This is a genomic window from Streptomyces humidus (assembly GCF_014649655.1).
Lineage (GTDB): Bacteria > Actinomycetota > Actinomycetes > Streptomycetales > Streptomycetaceae > Streptomyces > Streptomyces humidus.
On record NZ_BMTL01000028.1, the window covers coordinates 1 to 16220 of the forward strand.

The 16220-nt window shown below is 72.6% G+C and carries 12 protein-coding genes, 1 pseudogene and 1 riboswitch; of the genes and pseudogenes, 7 read left to right on the forward strand and 6 right to left on the reverse strand.

Annotated features, from left to right (window positions below):
• Both IE239_RS28910 and IE239_RS28915 read left to right on the forward strand, forming a co-directional pair.
• Positions 1–102 (forward strand): annotated as a pseudogene (locus IE239_RS28910) (IS481 family transposase); the annotation flags it as partial.
• 306 nt (positions 103–408) lie between these two features.
• The gene (locus IE239_RS28915; protein WP_190152365.1) at positions 409–1362 is read left to right on the forward strand and encodes a M28 family metallopeptidase; all 954 of its coding nucleotides are present in this window, start codon (positions 409–411) and stop codon (positions 1360–1362) included.
• A 169-nt stretch (positions 1363–1531) separates the two neighbouring features.
• On the opposite strand, the gene IE239_RS28920 is transcribed toward IE239_RS28915, so the two are convergent.
• Positions 1532–3133, reverse strand: a complete 1602-nt coding sequence (locus IE239_RS28920; RefSeq protein ID WP_190152366.1) for a tetratricopeptide repeat protein — start codon at positions 3131–3133, stop codon at positions 1532–1534.
• 217 nt (positions 3134–3350) lie between these two features.
• On the opposite strand from IE239_RS28920, the gene IE239_RS28925 reads away from it, so the two are divergent.
• Both IE239_RS28925 and IE239_RS28930 read left to right on the forward strand, forming a co-directional pair.
• Complete coding sequence (locus tag IE239_RS28925; RefSeq protein WP_190152367.1) at positions 3351–3884, forward strand: DUF6668 family protein; 534 nt, start codon at positions 3351–3353, stop codon at positions 3882–3884.
• 160 nt (positions 3885–4044) lie between these two features.
• Entirely contained in the window at positions 4045–5241 is a 1197-nt protein-coding gene (locus tag IE239_RS28930) for an amidase (RefSeq protein ID WP_190152368.1), read from the forward strand.
• Positions 5242–5352: 111 nt separating this feature from the next.
• Here IE239_RS28930 and IE239_RS28935 read toward each other — a convergent pair whose 3' ends face one another.
• The 4 genes from IE239_RS28935 to IE239_RS28950 form a co-directional block, all read right to left on the reverse strand.
• A complete protein-coding gene (locus IE239_RS28935) occupies positions 5353–6303 on the reverse strand; it encodes an ABC transporter permease (RefSeq protein ID WP_373308163.1) in 951 nt (316 codons plus the stop codon).
• A 136-nt stretch (positions 6304–6439) separates the two neighbouring features.
• Positions 6440–7384, reverse strand: coding sequence for an ABC transporter ATP-binding protein (locus IE239_RS28940; protein WP_190152473.1), 945 nt, complete (start codon positions 7382–7384; stop codon positions 6440–6442).
• 96 nt (positions 7385–7480) lie between these two features.
• Entirely contained in the window at positions 7481–8803 is a 1323-nt protein-coding gene (locus IE239_RS28945) for a LolA family protein (protein ID WP_190152369.1), read from the reverse strand.
• A 549-nt stretch (positions 8804–9352) separates the two neighbouring features.
• Positions 9353–10363 (reverse strand): polyprenyl synthetase family protein, encoded by a 1011-nt coding sequence (locus tag IE239_RS28950; RefSeq protein WP_190152370.1) that lies wholly within the window; start codon positions 10361–10363, stop codon positions 9353–9355.
• Between the two features lie 937 nt (positions 10364–11300).
• Positions 11301–11503: riboswitch (cyclic di-AMP (ydaO/yuaA leader) on the forward strand.
• Positions 11504–11506: 3 nt separating this feature from the next.
• Here IE239_RS28950 and IE239_RS28955 point away from each other — a divergent pair.
• A complete protein-coding gene (locus tag IE239_RS28955) occupies positions 11507–11986 on the forward strand; it encodes a transglycosylase SLT domain-containing protein (protein WP_190152371.1) in 480 nt (159 codons plus the stop codon).
• A 78-nt stretch (positions 11987–12064) separates the two neighbouring features.
• Here IE239_RS28955 and IE239_RS28960 read toward each other — a convergent pair whose 3' ends face one another.
• Complete coding sequence (locus IE239_RS28960) at positions 12065–12889, reverse strand: HAD family hydrolase (protein WP_190152372.1); 825 nt, start codon at positions 12887–12889, stop codon at positions 12065–12067.
• Between the two features lie 500 nt (positions 12890–13389).
• Between IE239_RS28960 and fahA the strand changes: the two genes are divergently transcribed.
• Both fahA and IE239_RS28970 read left to right on the forward strand, forming a co-directional pair.
• Positions 13390–14601, forward strand: coding sequence for a fumarylacetoacetase (fahA, locus tag IE239_RS28965; protein ID WP_190152373.1), 1212 nt, complete (start codon positions 13390–13392; stop codon positions 14599–14601).
• Between the two features lie 671 nt (positions 14602–15272).
• Positions 15273–16211: a M56 family metallopeptidase gene (locus IE239_RS28970; protein WP_190152374.1), complete on the forward strand. Its 939-nt coding sequence runs from the start codon at positions 15273–15275 to the stop codon at positions 16209–16211.
• Positions 16212–16220: the final 9 nt, after the last annotated feature.

Here is a 16220-nt window from a genome sequence, read left to right on the forward strand (position 1 = left end):
GCAGACTTCCTGCACACCTACAACCACCATCGCTGCCACACCGCACTCGGCGGCCAGCCACCCATCAGCCGTGTGAACAACCCTGCGGGTCAATACACCTAGACCGTCGGGCAGCTTCCCCTCCGTCCGTCGGCTGGATCCGGCGGGCGGATTCCGCCGGTTGCGCCGGTGGGCGGATTCCGTAGGTGGACCCGGTGGGCGGAACCGTAGGTGGATCCGGTGGCGCCTTCCGTAGGTGGACGCGGCAGGCGGAACCCGTGGGTTGACCCGCGGATGGATCCCCTAGGTGGACCGGGTGTCCGGTTGACGCTCTTGACGTGAAGTCAGTGGCCAGTTCACCATCCTGGAACCCCACTCACCGTGGATCACCGCGACCCGGTGATTCCCGAGCCATTCGGAGCACCCCACATGAAGCTCCCCTTCTCCCGGCGTACGGCGGTCGCCGGCGGCGTCTCGATTGTCATGCTCCTGACTGGAGGATCCATAGCAGGGGCGGCCTCCGCGCCCGAGTCCGCCGCGCTCGCCGCCGCTCCCGACATCCCCCTGGCCAACGTCAAGGCGCATCTGGCCCAGCTGCAGTCCATCGCCACCGCCAACGGCGGCAACCGCGCCCACGGCCGCGCCGGCTACAAGGCCTCGCTCGACTACGTGAAGGCCAAGCTGGACGCGGCCGGCTTCACCACCACGGTCCAGCAGTTCACGTCGTCCGGCCGCACCGGCTACAACCTGGTCGCCGACTGGCCCGGCGGCGACGCCGACCACGTCGTCATGGCCGGCTCACACCTCGACAGCGTCACGGCCGGTGCGGGCATCAACGACAACGGCTCCGGTTCGGCGGCGGTGCTGGAGACGGCCCTCGCCGTGTCCCGGGCCGGCTATCACCCGACCAAGCATCTGCGGTTCGCCTGGTGGGGAGCGGAGGAGCTGGGCCTGGTCGGATCGCGCTACTACGTCAACAACCTGTCCTCCGCGAACCGCGCCCGCATCAGCGGCTACCTCAACTTCGACATGATCGGCTCGCCGAACCCCGGCTACTTCGTCTACGACGACGACCCGACCATCGAGAAGACGTTCAAGGACTACTTCACCGGCCTCGGCATATCAACGGAGATCGAGACCGAGGGCGACGGCCGTTCCGACCACGCCCCCTTCAAGAACGCGGGCGTTCCGGTGGGCGGCTTGTTCAGCGGCGCCGACTACATCAAGACGGCGGCGCAGGCGGCCAAGTGGGGCGGCACGGCCGGCCAGGCCTTCGACCGCTGCTACCACTCCTCCTGCGACACCAGCGCCAACATCAACGACACCGCCCTGAACCGCAACGCGGACGCCGTCGCCTACGCGCTCTGGACGCTGTCCTCCTGAGCCCCGGTTTCTGCCCCCGGCCAACCCAACCGACCACCTGACCAACCGCCCCCTGGCCAACGCCCTCCTGGCCAACCGGCCTCATGAACACAGGCCGGGGGCAGGGGGGACAGGGCGGGCAGGGCGGGCAGGGCGGCCGAGGGTCCCGGCCGCTTCGGGGTCTCGGGCCCTACGCGCCTGCCTTGCGGGCGCGTTCGGCCAGCCGGAGCATGCGTGCGCGGGCCGAATCCAGTTCCTCGACGTCGTCGGCGGCGGGCCCCTCCTCGGCGGTGAGCTCCGTCCACAGGCCGAGGAGTTCGGTCCCCAGGTTCAGCCCCTGCAGCGGGTCGCGCACGGCACGCCAGGCCGTCGCCGCGCTCTGGACGTTGCCGTACGCCGCCTCCGCGTCGCAGGCCCGGCGACGGATGCGTGCCAGATCGAGGGAGACGTGGAAGGCGCGCACCGGGTCGCCTCCCAAGTAGGCGATGTACGCCATGAGTTCACGCAGCCGGAGCACTTCGGGGTGCTCCGGCCCCAGCGTCCCTGACGCCTCCAGCACGGTGCGCTCCGCGAGCGCGGCCGCGACGTCCGTCCGGCCCGCCCGCACCGCCTCGTTGATCTGCGCCATCGGCTCCCCGAGAAGAGGGGGCGCTACCCCGACGCCGTGCAGGGTACGCGGATCGTCCCCCAGCACCGCCTCCGCGACGGCGTCGAAGCCGCGGGCGGGCGTGGGCTTGAAGTCCGGGTCGGGCTCGGAGACGAGCCCTTCGGGAAGGAACGGGGTGGGAGCGGGTGCCGGAGCGACCACGAGGGCGGCGGCCGAGGCGGAGAGGGGGGCGGAGGCCGACGCGGCCGGGGTGCCGGGTCCCGGTACGGGCAGCGGGAGCGGAGTCGGGTCGCAGACGGGGGGCGTCGGGGGCGGAGTCGGGGTCGAAACCGGGGTCGGGGTCGCGGTCGGGATCCGGGTGACGTCGGGGGTCGCATCGGGGTAGGGCTGCTCGTCCATCGCCGGGGGCGGACCGAACACGCCGGTCGGGGCGGAGACCGTACCGAGCGCGAGCATGCCGTCCTGGACGGCTGGTTGCGACGCCTGTGACCGCGTCGGCTCCGGTGCCTGTGCCTGTGCCGGCTCCGGTGCCGGTGCCGGTGCCGGTGCCGGTGTCGCGCCGGGTGCCGGTGCCTGCTCCGGTGCCGTCTCAGGCACCGCGCGCAGCGGAAAGGTCGGGGTCGCGTCCCGCACCGGGTCGGACACCTGACGCAGGAAGTGCGTGGGCTCGTCGTGGCGCGGCTGGGAGAGCTGGGAGAGCTGGTCCTGCTGGGGCAATGAGGGCTTTTGGGGCACAGGGGGCTGCTGGGGCAGCTCGTCGGAGACGGCGGCCACGGGGTGGACGCTTCGCCCGTCCGAGACCGTCTCCCGCGCGTCGGCATGCGCCGGAGCGGGAGGCGTGGCCAGAGCCGGGGGCGTGACCGGAGCGGGAGGCGTGACCGGCGTGGGGAGGGGCTCTGCGGTGAAGTGGCTGGAGCCGTCGGTTTCCACGCGCAGGGGAACGACGTAGCCGATGCGTTCGTCGCGGACCGCGGCGAGGACCGGGTGGCCGGTGGCGAGGGCGATGCGGTGGAGGTGGTCCAGCACGGCGCGCTGGATCTCCTCACCTTCGGCCGCCACGACGGGTACGCCGCCTATGGTCGCCGTCCCGCCCCCGCGGACGTGGACGTCGAGCGGCGCCACCACGGCGGCCGTACGGCCGGCGTGCTTCAGTTCCCGCTTCTTCTCACGGCTGAGTCGAGACATCGGTTCCTCACTCGGATGCGTCGTCACGATCCGGTCGTCCGTTTCCGTGTACCTGTACACGTAGTGTTGAGTCTCTCCGAGCGCTCCCGGTCCTCACGTCACCGCGACGTCACAGCCTCGTTCCAGGAACCGACGTCCCTGTCCCGGGGGCCTTCCGGGAAGCGCCGGGATCAGGGGGCGTCCCGCAGGGACGGCGACGACTGGGAGGAACACCGGGATGGGCGCGACGGACGGGCTGCGGGGACCGGAGATCTGGATCCGCGGACCGGTCACCGTACCGGATCCCGGCCCGGCGCCGACACCGGCGCCGTACGCCTCCACCACCGCGACGCCCCGGAGGTTCTCGTGGGTGGCCGCGCACGGCGGAGCCGGCAGTTCCACGCTCGCCGCGGTGTACGGGGGCCACGACAGCGGCCGTGCGTGGCCCGGCGCCGGCGATCCGCCCTCCGTGCTGCTGGTCGCCCGCACCCATGCGGCCGGGCTTGAGTCCGTCCTGCGGACCCTGGAGGTCTTCCGGCGCGGCGAGGCCCCGGCAGGGCTCGACCTGGACTCGGTGGTGCTCGTGGCGGACGCGCCGGGCCGGTTGCCCAGGCCGCTCGCGCAGCGGGTCCGGACGATCGAGTCCATCATCGACGTGTACCGGGTCCCGTGGGTGACCGACTGGCGCCTCGGCGACCTGGGCGGAAGCCCGCCGCGAGAGACGGCCCCGCTGACCCGGCTCACCGGAGCGGCGGGCGGAACGGCGCGCTGACGGCCGGGAACACGGACCAGGACAACGTCGGGGGCGGGGTCGGGGTGAGGGCAGGGGTGGGGCAGGGGTGGGGGCAGGGGTGGGGGCAGCAGGAGGGGACGCGATCGGGGGCGGGTCAGGGCCGGTGATTCGGACGGGCTCCCTGGAGTGGCCTCCGGCCGTGCACATCGCCGCGGACGTGCGAGCGGGACGCCTGCGCGCCGTGGACGTCGTCGACGAGGCACTCGTGCGGATCGCCCGGGTCGACCCGCTCCTGTGCGCCTTCGCCGAGGTGTGGGAGGAGCGGGCGCGCGGATGGGCCCGCGAGGTCGACCTCCGGGTCGCCGCGGGCGAACGGCTGCCGCTGGCCGGTGTGCCGATCGGTGTGAAGGGACGTCACGGGCTACGCGAGGCGGGGCCGTTGGCCGCCGCCGGATGCGTTCCCGTGGGGGCGACCTCCGTGCCGGGACCGGGCACTTCCTGGCAGACCTGGGGCCTGGGCGCCCACGGCCGAACCGTCAACCCCTGGCGCGCCGACCGCACACCGGGAGGCTCCTCGGCCGGCTCGGCGGCAGCGGTGGCCGCCGGCCTGGTCCCCCTGGCGACCGGCAGCGACGGCGCGGGCTCGGTGCGCATCCCGGCCGCCTGGTGCGGTGTGCTCGGCCTGAAGACCACGAACGGACGTCCGGCGCCCCCGAGCCCGGCGAGCGCAGCGAGCCCCCCGGCCCCGGTGACCCCTGCGGACCGTACGGGACTGGCCTCGGCCGGTGTGCTGGCACGGCACGCGGTGGACGCTGAGGCGTACTGGCAGGTCATGGCCCCGAAGGGCGAGCGCCCGGAGCGGGAGACCGCGGGGCCGCCCACCGCCGTCTTCTCCCCCGACCTCGGTTTCGCCGATGCGGATCCCGAGCCGCTCGCCCTCGCCCGCGTCGCCGCCCGGCGCCTCGCCGACGCCGGGGTCGTCAGGCTGCTGCCGCTGTCCGACCCGCCGCTGCGGCTGGAGGATCCGGCGCCTGCCTGGCTGGCACTGCGCACCCCGGGCGCGGACCTCCGTGCGGCAGAACGGGTGCGGGAGGTGAACGACCGTGCGCTGGCCGGGTTCTTCGCCGGCGCGGATCTGCTGCTGACGCCCACGACACCGAACGCGGCGCACGGCCACGAGGGTCCGGGCGACCGCTTCTCGACGGCGCTGACCTGGGCGTTCAACCTGAGCGGGCACCCGGCGCTCAGCGTCCCGGCAGGGCTCGGCGCGGACGGCTGTCCGGTGGGACTGCAGATCGTCGCACCCTGGGGCGAGGAGATGTCGCTGCTGACGACCGCCCGAGCCGCCGAGACGACGTGCCCGGTCGGAGGGCAGCCGAAGCCTCGTGACCCGTGACCCGTGACCCGTGACCTGTGACCTGTGACCTGTGACCTGCGACCACGGATAAGTGCTTGAATGCACGGTCCCGAGATCCACAGGTCCCGACGGCCGCAGTCAGCCATGCCGCTACGCCATGACGTCCTTCGCGGTGAAGCGCGCCCAGGCCGCCGAGCCGAAGACCGCCGCGTAGAGGGCCTGAAGGCCGAGGTTCTTCTGCAGGTCGTCCCAGTAGACGGGCTCGCGCATGAGGTCGGCGAAGGACAGCCAGTAGTGCGGGAAGAAGTACGGTTGCAGGGCGTGGAGCTGCGGGATCTGGTCGAGGATCTGAACCGTGATCAGCAGGCCGACGGTCGTCGCCATCGCCGCGATGCCGCTGCTCGTGAGCGTGGAGACGAACAGCCCGAGCGCGGCGACGCCCGTCAACGACGCGGCGACGACCAGGGCGATCAGCAGTGCCCGGAGCAGGCCGTCCGCGAGGTCGATCCGGGTGCCGGAGATCGTCGTCAGGTCGCCCAGCGGGAAGAGCAGCGCCCCCACGGTGAGTGCCGAGAGCGCGACCACGAGCGTGGCCGCCAGACAGAAGCTCATGACGGTCGCGAACTTGGCCAGCAGCAGGCGGGTGCGGCCGGCCGGGGCGGTCAGGAGGTAGCGCAGGGTGCCGGCGTTCGCCTCACCGGCGATCGCGTCACCCGCGACGACGCCGATGGCCATCGGCAGGAAGAACGGCAGGGTCACCGCCAACGCGGTGAAGACCAGGAACAGGCCGTTGTTGGTGACCTGCGAGATGAACGCGGGTCCCGCGCCGCCGCCTCCGCCGCGCCCGGTGGACGATCCGTCGCTCGTCTCGATCTTCACGGCGATCCCGACCAGGATCGGCACGGCCGCCAGCACCCCCAGCAGGGCGAGGGTGCGCCAGCGCCGGAAGGTGGTCAGCAGTTCGCTGCGCAGGATCCCGAAGGTCCAGGTCCAGGTCAGGGTCCGGATCCGGGTCCAGGCCCGGGTCGGGGTCGGGGGCCCGGCCGGGGTCGGGGGCCCGGTCGGGGTCGGGGGCCCGGTCGGGGTCGGGGTCCGGGAAATCGGGGGAGTCTGGGGGATCCCGGCGGCCCCGGAGGTCGTCCCGGAGGTATCGGGACCGGGTCCGGGACCGGGTCCGGGTCCGGGACCGATCCCGGTCGACGCCGAGGACGTGTTCCCGTCGTCCGCCACCGCGGCTTCAGCCCGCGACATCGAATCCCTCCCCGGTGAGAGCCACGAACGCGTCCTCCAGGGAGGCGCGTTCGACGGAGAAGCCGCGCACGCGCACGCCCGCCTTCACCAACGCACTGTTCAGATCGGCGAGTTCGCGGTCCGCGGACGGCGCCTCCGCGCTGACCCGTTCCTCCGCCAGGACGACATCGGCCACGCCCTGTTCCTTCAGCACGCGGGCCGCGTCCGCGGGGTCCGGAGTCGTCACGACCAGCCGGCCCCGGGCGCCGGCCGCGAGGTCCGCCACCGGACCCTGGACGATCAGCCGGCCCTGCGCCATCACGGCCGCGTGCGTGCACACCTGCTCGATCTCGTCGAGCAGGTGAGAGGAGAGGAACACGGTCGTGCCCTCCGCTGCCAGCTCACGGACCAGCGAGCGGATCTCCCGCATGCCCTGCGGGTCCAGGCCGTTGGTCGGCTCGTCGAGGACGAGCAGGCGGCGGGGCCGGAGCAGGGCGGCGGCGAGGCCCAGCCGCTGTTTCATGCCGAGCGAGTACGCCTTCGCCTTCTTCCCGGCGGCGGCCGTCAGCCCCACCCGTTCCAGCGCGGCCGTGACCCTCGCCCGGCGCGTGCGAGGGTCGGCGGTCGGGTCGGCGGCGTCGTAACGGAGCAGGTTGTCGCGACCGGAGAGGAAGCCGTACAGGGCCGGGCCCTCGATGAGCGCCCCGACGTGCGGCAGTACGGCGCGCGCGGCCCGCGGCATGGGGTGTCCCAGGACGCGGGCCGAGCCTGCCGTGGGCTCGATGAGCCCCATCAGCATGCGGATGGTGGTGGTCTTGCCCGAGCCGTTGGGACCGAGGAAGCCGAAGACACTGCCCGCCGGGACGGTCAGGTCGAGGCCGTCGACGGCGAGCTGGCCGCCGCGGTAGCGCTTGGTGAGGGCGCGGGTGCGGATCACGGCGCCGTCGTCCACGGACTCCACCACGGACTCCACCGTGGACTCCACCACGGGCTCCCGCACCGACCCCGTCACCCTCTGCCTCCCTTCACCGGACCTCCGGTCCGGTCGTCACTTGCCGGTGTTCGCCGCCTTCACGAGCGCGTCCTTGGTGACCGCGCCGGCGTAGACCTTGCCGTCGTCCGTGATCAGGGCGTTGATCAACCGGGTGGAGAAGACGGTTCCGGAGCCGAAGTCGCCGCTCACCTTGTCGCCGAGGGAGCCCAGGAAGCCGCCGAAGCCACCGAGGTCGCCGCCGGCCCCGGAGCCCGAGGGCGCGCCCTCGCCGCCCGTGTCGAAGGTCGCGACGGCCGTCCAGCCCTCGCCGATGACATTGAGGCCCTCGGGACCGGCCGAGCCGCCGAAGCCCTCGCCGAAGCCCTCGGCCCCGCCGTGGCCGGGAGCCTTCCCGGCTCCCTTGTCACCCTTGGCGCCCTCGTCGTCGCCCTCGCCGGCCGTGTCGCCCTCGGTGACCTTCGCTCCCTTGGGGGCGGTGAAGTCGAAGGTGGACGCGGCGGGCTTGGCGAAGCTGACCTGGGTGAAGCCAGCGTCGACAACCGCGGAGCCGCCGCTCGCCGGGGTCAGCGTGAACTTCAGCGGCAGGCCCGTCTCGGCGTCCACGGCCACGCTGATCGCACCGACCGTGGAGCCGGACTGCTTCGGCTTGACGAGCAGCTTGTAGGCGTCACGGCCCGCGACCTGGACGGTCCCGTCGACGGTCACGGAGGTCGTGCCGTCGACCGCCTTGAGGGCGTCCTCGGTGAGGTCCTTGGGCGTGGCGGGGACCGGGGTCCCGTCCTTGCCGGAGCCCATGCCGAAGCCCTCGCCCGAGCCCTTGCCGGAGCCCTGGCCCGGGGTCTCGTCGACGGTGGAGTGGTAGACCTCGTTGGAGGCGCTGTCGTACCCCCACACGTTCTTGCCGTTGTGGATGACGCTGTACTCGGCGGCGTGCTCCAGCAGCGAGACCTTCTGCCGGTCCGGTCCGTCGGCGGCGACGCGCAGGGTGTGTGTGCCGGAGGCGAGCTCGGTGAGCTTGGCCGAGGGGTCGGCGGACGAACCGTCACCGCCCTTTGCGGCTCCGGAGAGCAGCCCGCTCTCCAGCCCGCCGAGGTCGGGCAGCCCGAGGTCGGTGGTGATCTTCACCGTGCCGGACAGCTGCTCCACGTCCGAGGCGGCGATCTTGTCGAGGAGCTGCTGTGCGGTGATCTTCGGCAGGTCGGGGTCGCCGGAGTCGGCGAGCGCCGGGACGAGCCCGATCGTCGCCGCCGCGACACCGATCACGGTGACCGGAACGACGTACCGTGCCGCCTTGCGGCGTCGGAGGCGCGGGTCGTCGGCTTCCCCGACGGTCGCCTCCCCGCCGGTCATGGTGTCGTCGGATGCCTTCGGTGCCATGTGTGCCTTACCTCCGTCGTCGGCGGCGGCTGGTCATCTCGGGCTGCGTTTTCCCCGCCCCGAGCCGCCATTCTCACCCGAATCGGTGAGGAGTGGTGTTTTTCCGTAGTCCCCATCTGACCAAATCAGCCGGTCGTAAGCGTCAACCCGAGGGCTCAACTCCGCCTACGCCTACGGTATGACGCGACCCCGACGCGACAGCGCCCACCCGTAGGGGTGCCGAGGGAGAGGACGCCCCGGCGGCCCAGGGACATACGGAGAGGCGCACCGAGAGGCACACCGAGAGGCGTCCTCAGGGAGGTGCGGAGGTGGACAGGGAGGAGAAGCGGGAGGGGGAGGCCAAACCGGGAGGTCGGGCAGGGGAACGGGAGGTCAGGCAGTCGCGGGAGGTCGGGCAGGGGACCGGCGAGCCGGAGCCCGCGCGGCCACCCCGAGTGAGTCGGTTCGCACCCCAGCCTCGGCCAGGCTCAGCCCGCGCGGCCACCACCCGGCAGGCTCAGCCCGCGCGGCCACCTCGGCGGCTCAGCCCGCGCGGCCCCGACCGGCGGGTCAGCCCGCCCGGTGGACCACCGCGTCGCAGAGCTCCATCAGCGCGGCCTTCGCGTCGCACTCCCGCAACGGCGCCAGCGCGGCGCGTGCGTCCTTGGCGTACCGCACCGTGTCCTTACGGGCCTGCTCCAGCGCCGGGTGGGCCCGGAGCGCCTCCAGTGCCTCGTCGAGCCGGGCGTCGTCGCTCAGGTCGGAGTCCAGCAGCTCGCACAGCGCGATGTCCTCGGGCAGCGCCAGCCGCGCCGCCCGCTCCCGCAGCCGCAGCACCGGCAGCGTGGGGACGCCCTCGCGAAGGTCCGTGCCGGGCGTCTTGCCCGACTCGCGCGAGTCGGACGCGATGTCCAGGACGTCGTCCGCCAGCTGGAACGCGACGCCCAGCCGCTCGCCGTACTGCGTCAGGACGTCGACGACCGTCTCGTCGGCGCCCGACATCATCGCTCCGAACCGGCAGGCCACCGCGACCAGCGAGCCGGTCTTGCCGGCCAGGACGTCGAGGTAGTGCTCGACCGGGTCTCGGCCGTCGGTCGGGCCCGCCGTCTCCAGGATCTGGCCCGTGACCAGCCGCTCGAACGCCTCCGCCTGCACCCGCACCGCCTCCGGACCGAGGTCGGCCAGGATGTGGGAGGCGCGGGCGAAGAGGAAGTCGCCCGTGAGGACGGCGACGGAGTTCCCCCAGCGCGCGTTGGCACTGGGCACCCCGCGCCGGACGGCCGCCTCGTCCATCACGTCGTCGTGGTACAGGGTGGCCAGGTGGGTCAGTTCCACCACCACGGCCGACGGGACGACACCCGGCGCGTGCCTGTCCCCGAACTGGGAGGCGAGCACCACGAGCAGCGGCCGGAACCGCTTCCCGCCCGCCCGCACCAGGTGCTGGGCGGCCTCCGTGATGAAGGGGACCTCGCTCTTGGTGGCCTCGAGCAAGCCTTCCTCGACAGCCGCCAATCCGGCCTGGACATCGGCTTCCAGAGCCTGGTCCCGCACGCTCAGCCCGAACGGCCCGACGACGGTCACGAGGGGTCTCCTGTCTGCTGGTGTCTACTGGCGATTACGCGGTTTGTCGATAGGTCGCTGCCCTCACTCAAGTCAGCGTATCCGGTCACGTTTCGATCACCGATAGCCCCCAGGTCCCCCGGGCTCGAATGGGCTCGCCCGGGAGGCGTCTCCATCAGGCCAGGGCGTGTCGGATTCCACCCGCCGAGTTCCTGATCAGCTCACATCGTCGGACATCCACCGGATTACCCGGGGGTAGCGTTTCATGCTCCCGGACCCCGCACACAGCCTGCCGACCCCCGGCCTGGCCGACGCCGGGCCGGGCAGGCCGCGAAACCCGGCATTCCACGCCGACGCAGCCTCCGGGCAGGACCCCCATCCACGGAGACCCGGCACGCCTGCACGCCCGGTCGCCCGTCCGCCCGACCCCGCGCACCCCCGACCAGCACGGCCCCCCACCCCCTCGCCCCACCCGACCCGAACCCGACCCGACCCGGACCTCACCCGACCCGGACCTCACCCGACCCGGACCCACCCGGGCTCCACCCGACGTGACGACCGTCACGTGCACCACCCCAGGGGCTTGCCCCCTGGGGAGCGGGACGAGCGTGACGAGGCCGCATGTCGCGTCCACCGGACGGGCGGCGCGAGACGCCGGCGCGGACGGCGACCCATCCACGCTCCTTTGACTATGAGTTGGGCTTAATGCCCGTTTCGCCACCCTTGTGAACGCGGGTGAGTTGGCTCACTCCCCCGGACCGGCCGCCGCCGATCCGGCCTTCACCGATCCTCCGTATTCCTCAAGCAAGTTGACCCTTTGCACCCACAAAGGATCAAGCGCCCCATAGGCCACAGACCAAGGTCAATAGGGGTGATCTGTGAATCCGCCACTTGTTCTGGACATGTGCTCTCGCATACGTTCCCGGCCTGTCGGGCGGACGCCTAATCCTGCCGCCGCCCATGACACCCACCGAGAACGCACGGCAGGAGCGGGGGAACCAGGTAGGTCGCCGCAACGGATGCTCCTGACGTCACGGTCGTTTCCTGACGTTTCGGACAGTCCGTCGCGGCTTGGGGTGAAGTCGCGCCCGTCAGGACGCGACCGGGCAGCTCCCCGCCCGAACCCGACAGCTCACCTCGCAGGCGCTGGAGAGGAAAACAGTCATGCCCGCTGCCGCTCACCGCCGCACCCGCACCGCCCGCCTCGCCCGCAAACTCGCCGTCGCCGGCACCGGAGTCGCCGTACTGGCGCTCCCGCTGATCGGCGCCACCAGCGCCTCCGCCGCGACCCCGACCGTCGTCACCGCCACCAGCCTGGGGTACGCCAACAACCTCGACGGGTGGATCCGCGCCTCGCTCCAGGTCATGGGGCAGCACGGCATCCCGGGGACGTACAACGGCATCTACCGCAACGTCATCCGTGAGTCCTCCGGCAACCCCTACGCCATCAACCTCTGGGACTCCAACGCTGCCGCGGGCATCCCGTCCAAGGGCCTGCTGCAGGTCATCGACCCCACCTTCCGCGCCTACCACGTCGACGGCACGTCATGGGACTCGTACGACCCGGTCGCGAACATCACCGCCGCCTGCAACTACGCGGCCGACCGCTACGGCTCCATCGACAACGTGTTCAGCGCGTACTGAGCCGTCCCGCGCTCAGCGCGCTGAGCGCAGCGCACAGCGCGTGCCGAGCGCGCTGAGCGTCCGGGATCGGGATCGGGCTCACGGAAACAGTCTTTCGAGGACGACGGCCACGCCGTCGTCCTCGTTCGACGTCGTGACCTCGTCGGCCACCGCCTTGAGTTCCGGGTGCGCGTTGGCCATCGCGACACCACGCGCCGCCCAGTCGAACATCGGGATGTCGTTGGGCATGTCCCCGAAGGCGACGGTGTCCTCGGGCCGCAGGCCCAGGTGTTCGGCGGCCAGCGCCAGCCCCGTCGCCTTGGTGATCCCGCAGGGCTGGAGCTCCACCGTCCCCGGCCCGGACATCGTCACGGTGGCGAGCGAGCCGACCACCGAGCGGGCCGTCGCCGCCAACTCGTCGTCGGACAGGAAGGGATGGCGCAGCAGCACCTTGCTGACCGGCTCGCACCACAGGTCGTCGCGCCGGTCGACGCGCAGAGCGGGCAGCGTGGGGTGCGGCATCCGGTAGCCCGGCTCGATGAGCGTCAGCCCGTCGACGCCGTCCTGGTCGACGGCCGCGTACAACTGTCCGACCTCCGCCTCGATCTTGCCGAGCGCGGTCTCGGCCAGCTCCCGGTCCAGGGTGACCGACCACAGGAGACGATCCGCGCCGGCGTCGTACAGCTGCGCGCCCTGTCCGCACACGGCGAGCCCCCTGCTGTGCAGACGGTCGAGCAGCGGCCGCACGCGGGGGGCTGGGCGTCCCGTCACCACCAGATGGCGTGCGCCGGCGACCGCCACCCGCGCGAGCGCGTCGAGCGACCGGTCGGAGAAGGTGTCGTCGCCGCGAAGCAGCGTTCCGTCCAGGTCGGTGGCGATGAGGGAGTACGCGGTGCGCGCGGCATATGCGGTGGGTGCGGCCATGATCAGAGAATACGGATCCCGTACCCCTGGGGTTCGACGAGAACCGAACAGCGGCCAGGTCCCGCCCGGTTCTGCCAACTCCCCTTCGGCTGCTGACTGACGGTGGTTGACGACTGGCTCAAAGAAACGGCTTTCTGGCCCACCACCTCGTAGGAGAGGCTTGAAGGCTTCCATGCGGGTTGGGCGCTTCTTGACACGTCGTCTGCCGTAATGCCGGGATGGGGAGTTATCACCCGAATACCCCTAGGGGGCGCGACCGGGGGGGCAGGTCGAACAGCGGGCGCGTTCGCGATCCTCCGTACACGCAGCGCCGCCATCCTGACCGCCCCGACGGCCCCGCCCCCGTGTCGCTTCCCCGAGGTCGGCCGTAACGTGTGGCGCGGCTCGGCGCACCCGCGCGACATCCGCTCGGCGCCGACGAGCACACCTGGCGAGCACACAGGCACACAGGCACACAGGCACACAGGCACACAGAGCGCACGAAAGAGAGGCAGTACCCGATGCCCCCCTTCGACCTTGCCGAGAGCGATCCCTTCGGTCCGCACAACCTGCCGTACGGCGTCTTCTCGCTGCCGGGCTCCGTCGAGCGGTCCGTGGGCGTCCGGCTCGGCGACCACGTCCTCGACGCGGGCGCTGCGGCCCGCGCGCTCGGCTCGCCCCACGCCGGGCTGCTCGCGGCGCCGACCCTCGGCCCGCTGCTGGCGGCCGGCCGTACGGTCTGGACGCAGGTGCGCCGCGAGCTGAGGGAGTGGGTGACGAGCCCGTCGCACCGGGCCACCGTCGAGCCGCTCTTCCGTCCCCTCTCCGCGGTGACGCTGCACCTCCCCTTCGAGGTCGCCGACTACGTCGACTTCTACTCCTCCGAGCACCACGCCCGGAACGTCGGCGCGATCTTCCGCCCGGACACGGCCGACACCCTGCTGCCCAACTGGAAGCACCTGCCCATCGGTTACCACGGACGGTCCGGCACGGTCGTCGTCTCCGGCACGGACGTCGTACGGCCCTCGGGGCAGCGCAAGGCGCCCTCCGACCCGGCCCCCGTCTTCGGCCCGTCCGTGCGGCTCGACATCGAGGCGGAGGTCGGTTTCGTGGTCGGCGTGCCCTCGCGGCAGGGCAGTCCGGTCGCGATGAGCGACTTCCGGGAGCATGTGTTCGGCCTGTGCCTGCTCAACGACTGGTCGGCCCGTGACCTCCAGGCGTGGGAGTACGTGCCTCTCGGGCCGTTCCTCGCCAAGTCGTTCGCCACCTCGGTCTCGGCGTGGATCACCCCGCTGGAGGCGCTGGACGACGCGCGAGTGGCTCCCCCGGCCCGCACCCACGCACTCCTCCCCTACCTGGACGACGCGTCCGCCGAGCCCGCCGGCTACGACCTGCGGATCTCCGTCGCGATCAACGGCCACACGGTCTCCGAGCCCCCCTTCGCCACGATGTACTGGACGGCAGCCCAGCAACTCGCCCACCTCACCGTCAACGGCGCGTCGCTGCGCACCGGCGACCTGTACGGCTCGGGCACGGTGAGCGGCCCGGAGCCGGACCAGCGCGGTTCCCTCCTGGAGCTGACCTGGAACGGCCGCGACCCGCTGGAACTCCCCGACGGCAAGAGGACGTTCCTGGAGGACGGCGACGTGGTGACCCTCTCGGCCTGGGCCCCCGGACCCGACGGCGTGCCGGTGGGCCTGGGCGAGGTGAGCGGCCGCGTGATCGCCGGATGACGCCACGGGGCTGATCCCCTGGCCCGACGCCCGGGCGGTGATCCCCGGATGCGGTGCCGAGACGATGGGCCCCGCGGCACGGCGGCAGCTGCTCCGACGCCCGGACGGCACCGAACCCGGCGGCACCGGAACCCGGCAGCACCCGTGTCCGAGCGGTCTCGGCGTCCATACGCCACGGGGAACCAGGCAGCACCGGTGCGGGCGGAACCCGGAAGGCCAGCGGCACAGACGGCCGGGCAGCGACGGAGACCGGGCGGCACCCGGAACCAGGCAGCGACGACACCACGCAGCACGGGAACCGGGCAGCACCGGAGCCAGGCTGCACCGGGACCGGGCAGTCTAGGAACCGAGCGGCACAGGTGACCGTTCGACTCCGGGCCAGGCAGCTCCCGGGCCATGCAGCTCCCGGCCCGGGCATCCGGGGCCCGGCCGATCCCGGGCCGGGCCGGGGCCGGTCCGCTCCGGGGCCGGCTGTCCAAGCCCCGCCGGGGCTGAATCGGAGCGCCGTCGTGGGCTGACTCCCGGAGTAACCGCCGTCATACTGGCGGCGGGCACGGTCCTCGGGCCGAGCCCGCCGCCCGTGGCGGAGCCGCGCGTATGTGAGCGGGCGGTACGCCTCGCGCGCGAACGGCACACCCCTTCCCGACCGACCAGGATCCGGAGCCCGTGGGATGACCCTCTGCCTGCTCCTGCTGAGCGTCGTCGCCCTGACGGCCGCCGTGCCGGTCCCGCGTGCGCTCACCCGTTCCGCCTGGCCGGAGCGGGAGCCGGTGCTGGGACTGTGGGTGTGGCAGTGCCTGGTCGCCACCGTGCTGCTGTGCTGCCTGACCGCCCTGGTGCTGGGCGCCGCGGCCGTCTTCCACACCGTCCGCGCGCGGGTCTTCGCTCCCGCGCCGCCCTCGGTCACCGAGGCGTACGACTTGTCCGCCACCCCGCTGTGGGCGGCGGTGCTGACCCTGCTGCTGGCCTGCGGGGCCGCCTGGACCACCGCGATGCTGGCCCGCGAGCTGTTCGAGGCACGCCGGCGTCGTAGCCGGGCCAGGGCGCTGCTGCGGGAACGCGCCCCCGACCTGCCCGCCGGGCTGCCGTCGGCCCGCGGCCCGCTCCTCGTCCTGGAGGACGAGTACCCCGACGCATGGTGGATGCCCGGCAGCCCGGCCCAGTTGATCGTCACGACCGGCGCCCTGCACCGCCTCACCTCCCACCAGCTGGACGCCGTCCTCACCCACGAGCGTGGCCACGCCCGCGCCCACCACGACTGGCTGCTCCATCTGTCCACCGCCCTCGCCACCGGCTTCCCCCGCATCCCGCTCTTCTCCCACTTCTGCGACCAGACCCACCGCCTGGTCGAGCTCGCCGCCGACGACACGGCGTCGCGGCGCTGCGGTCACCTGACGACGGCGCTGGCCCTCATCGAGCTGAACCAGCACCGGGGCGTGCTGTCCTGCGCCTCCAGCCGCCGTCTCCTCGGAGAGCGGGTCGACCGCCTCCTCCAGCCGCCCCCGCGCCTGCTGCGCAGACAGCGCGCGCTGACGACCACGGCGGCCGCGCTGGTGCCCCTGCTGCCCCTGCTGATCACGTTCGTCCCCGGCCTGGCCGCGCTGTCCTGAGCCGACGGA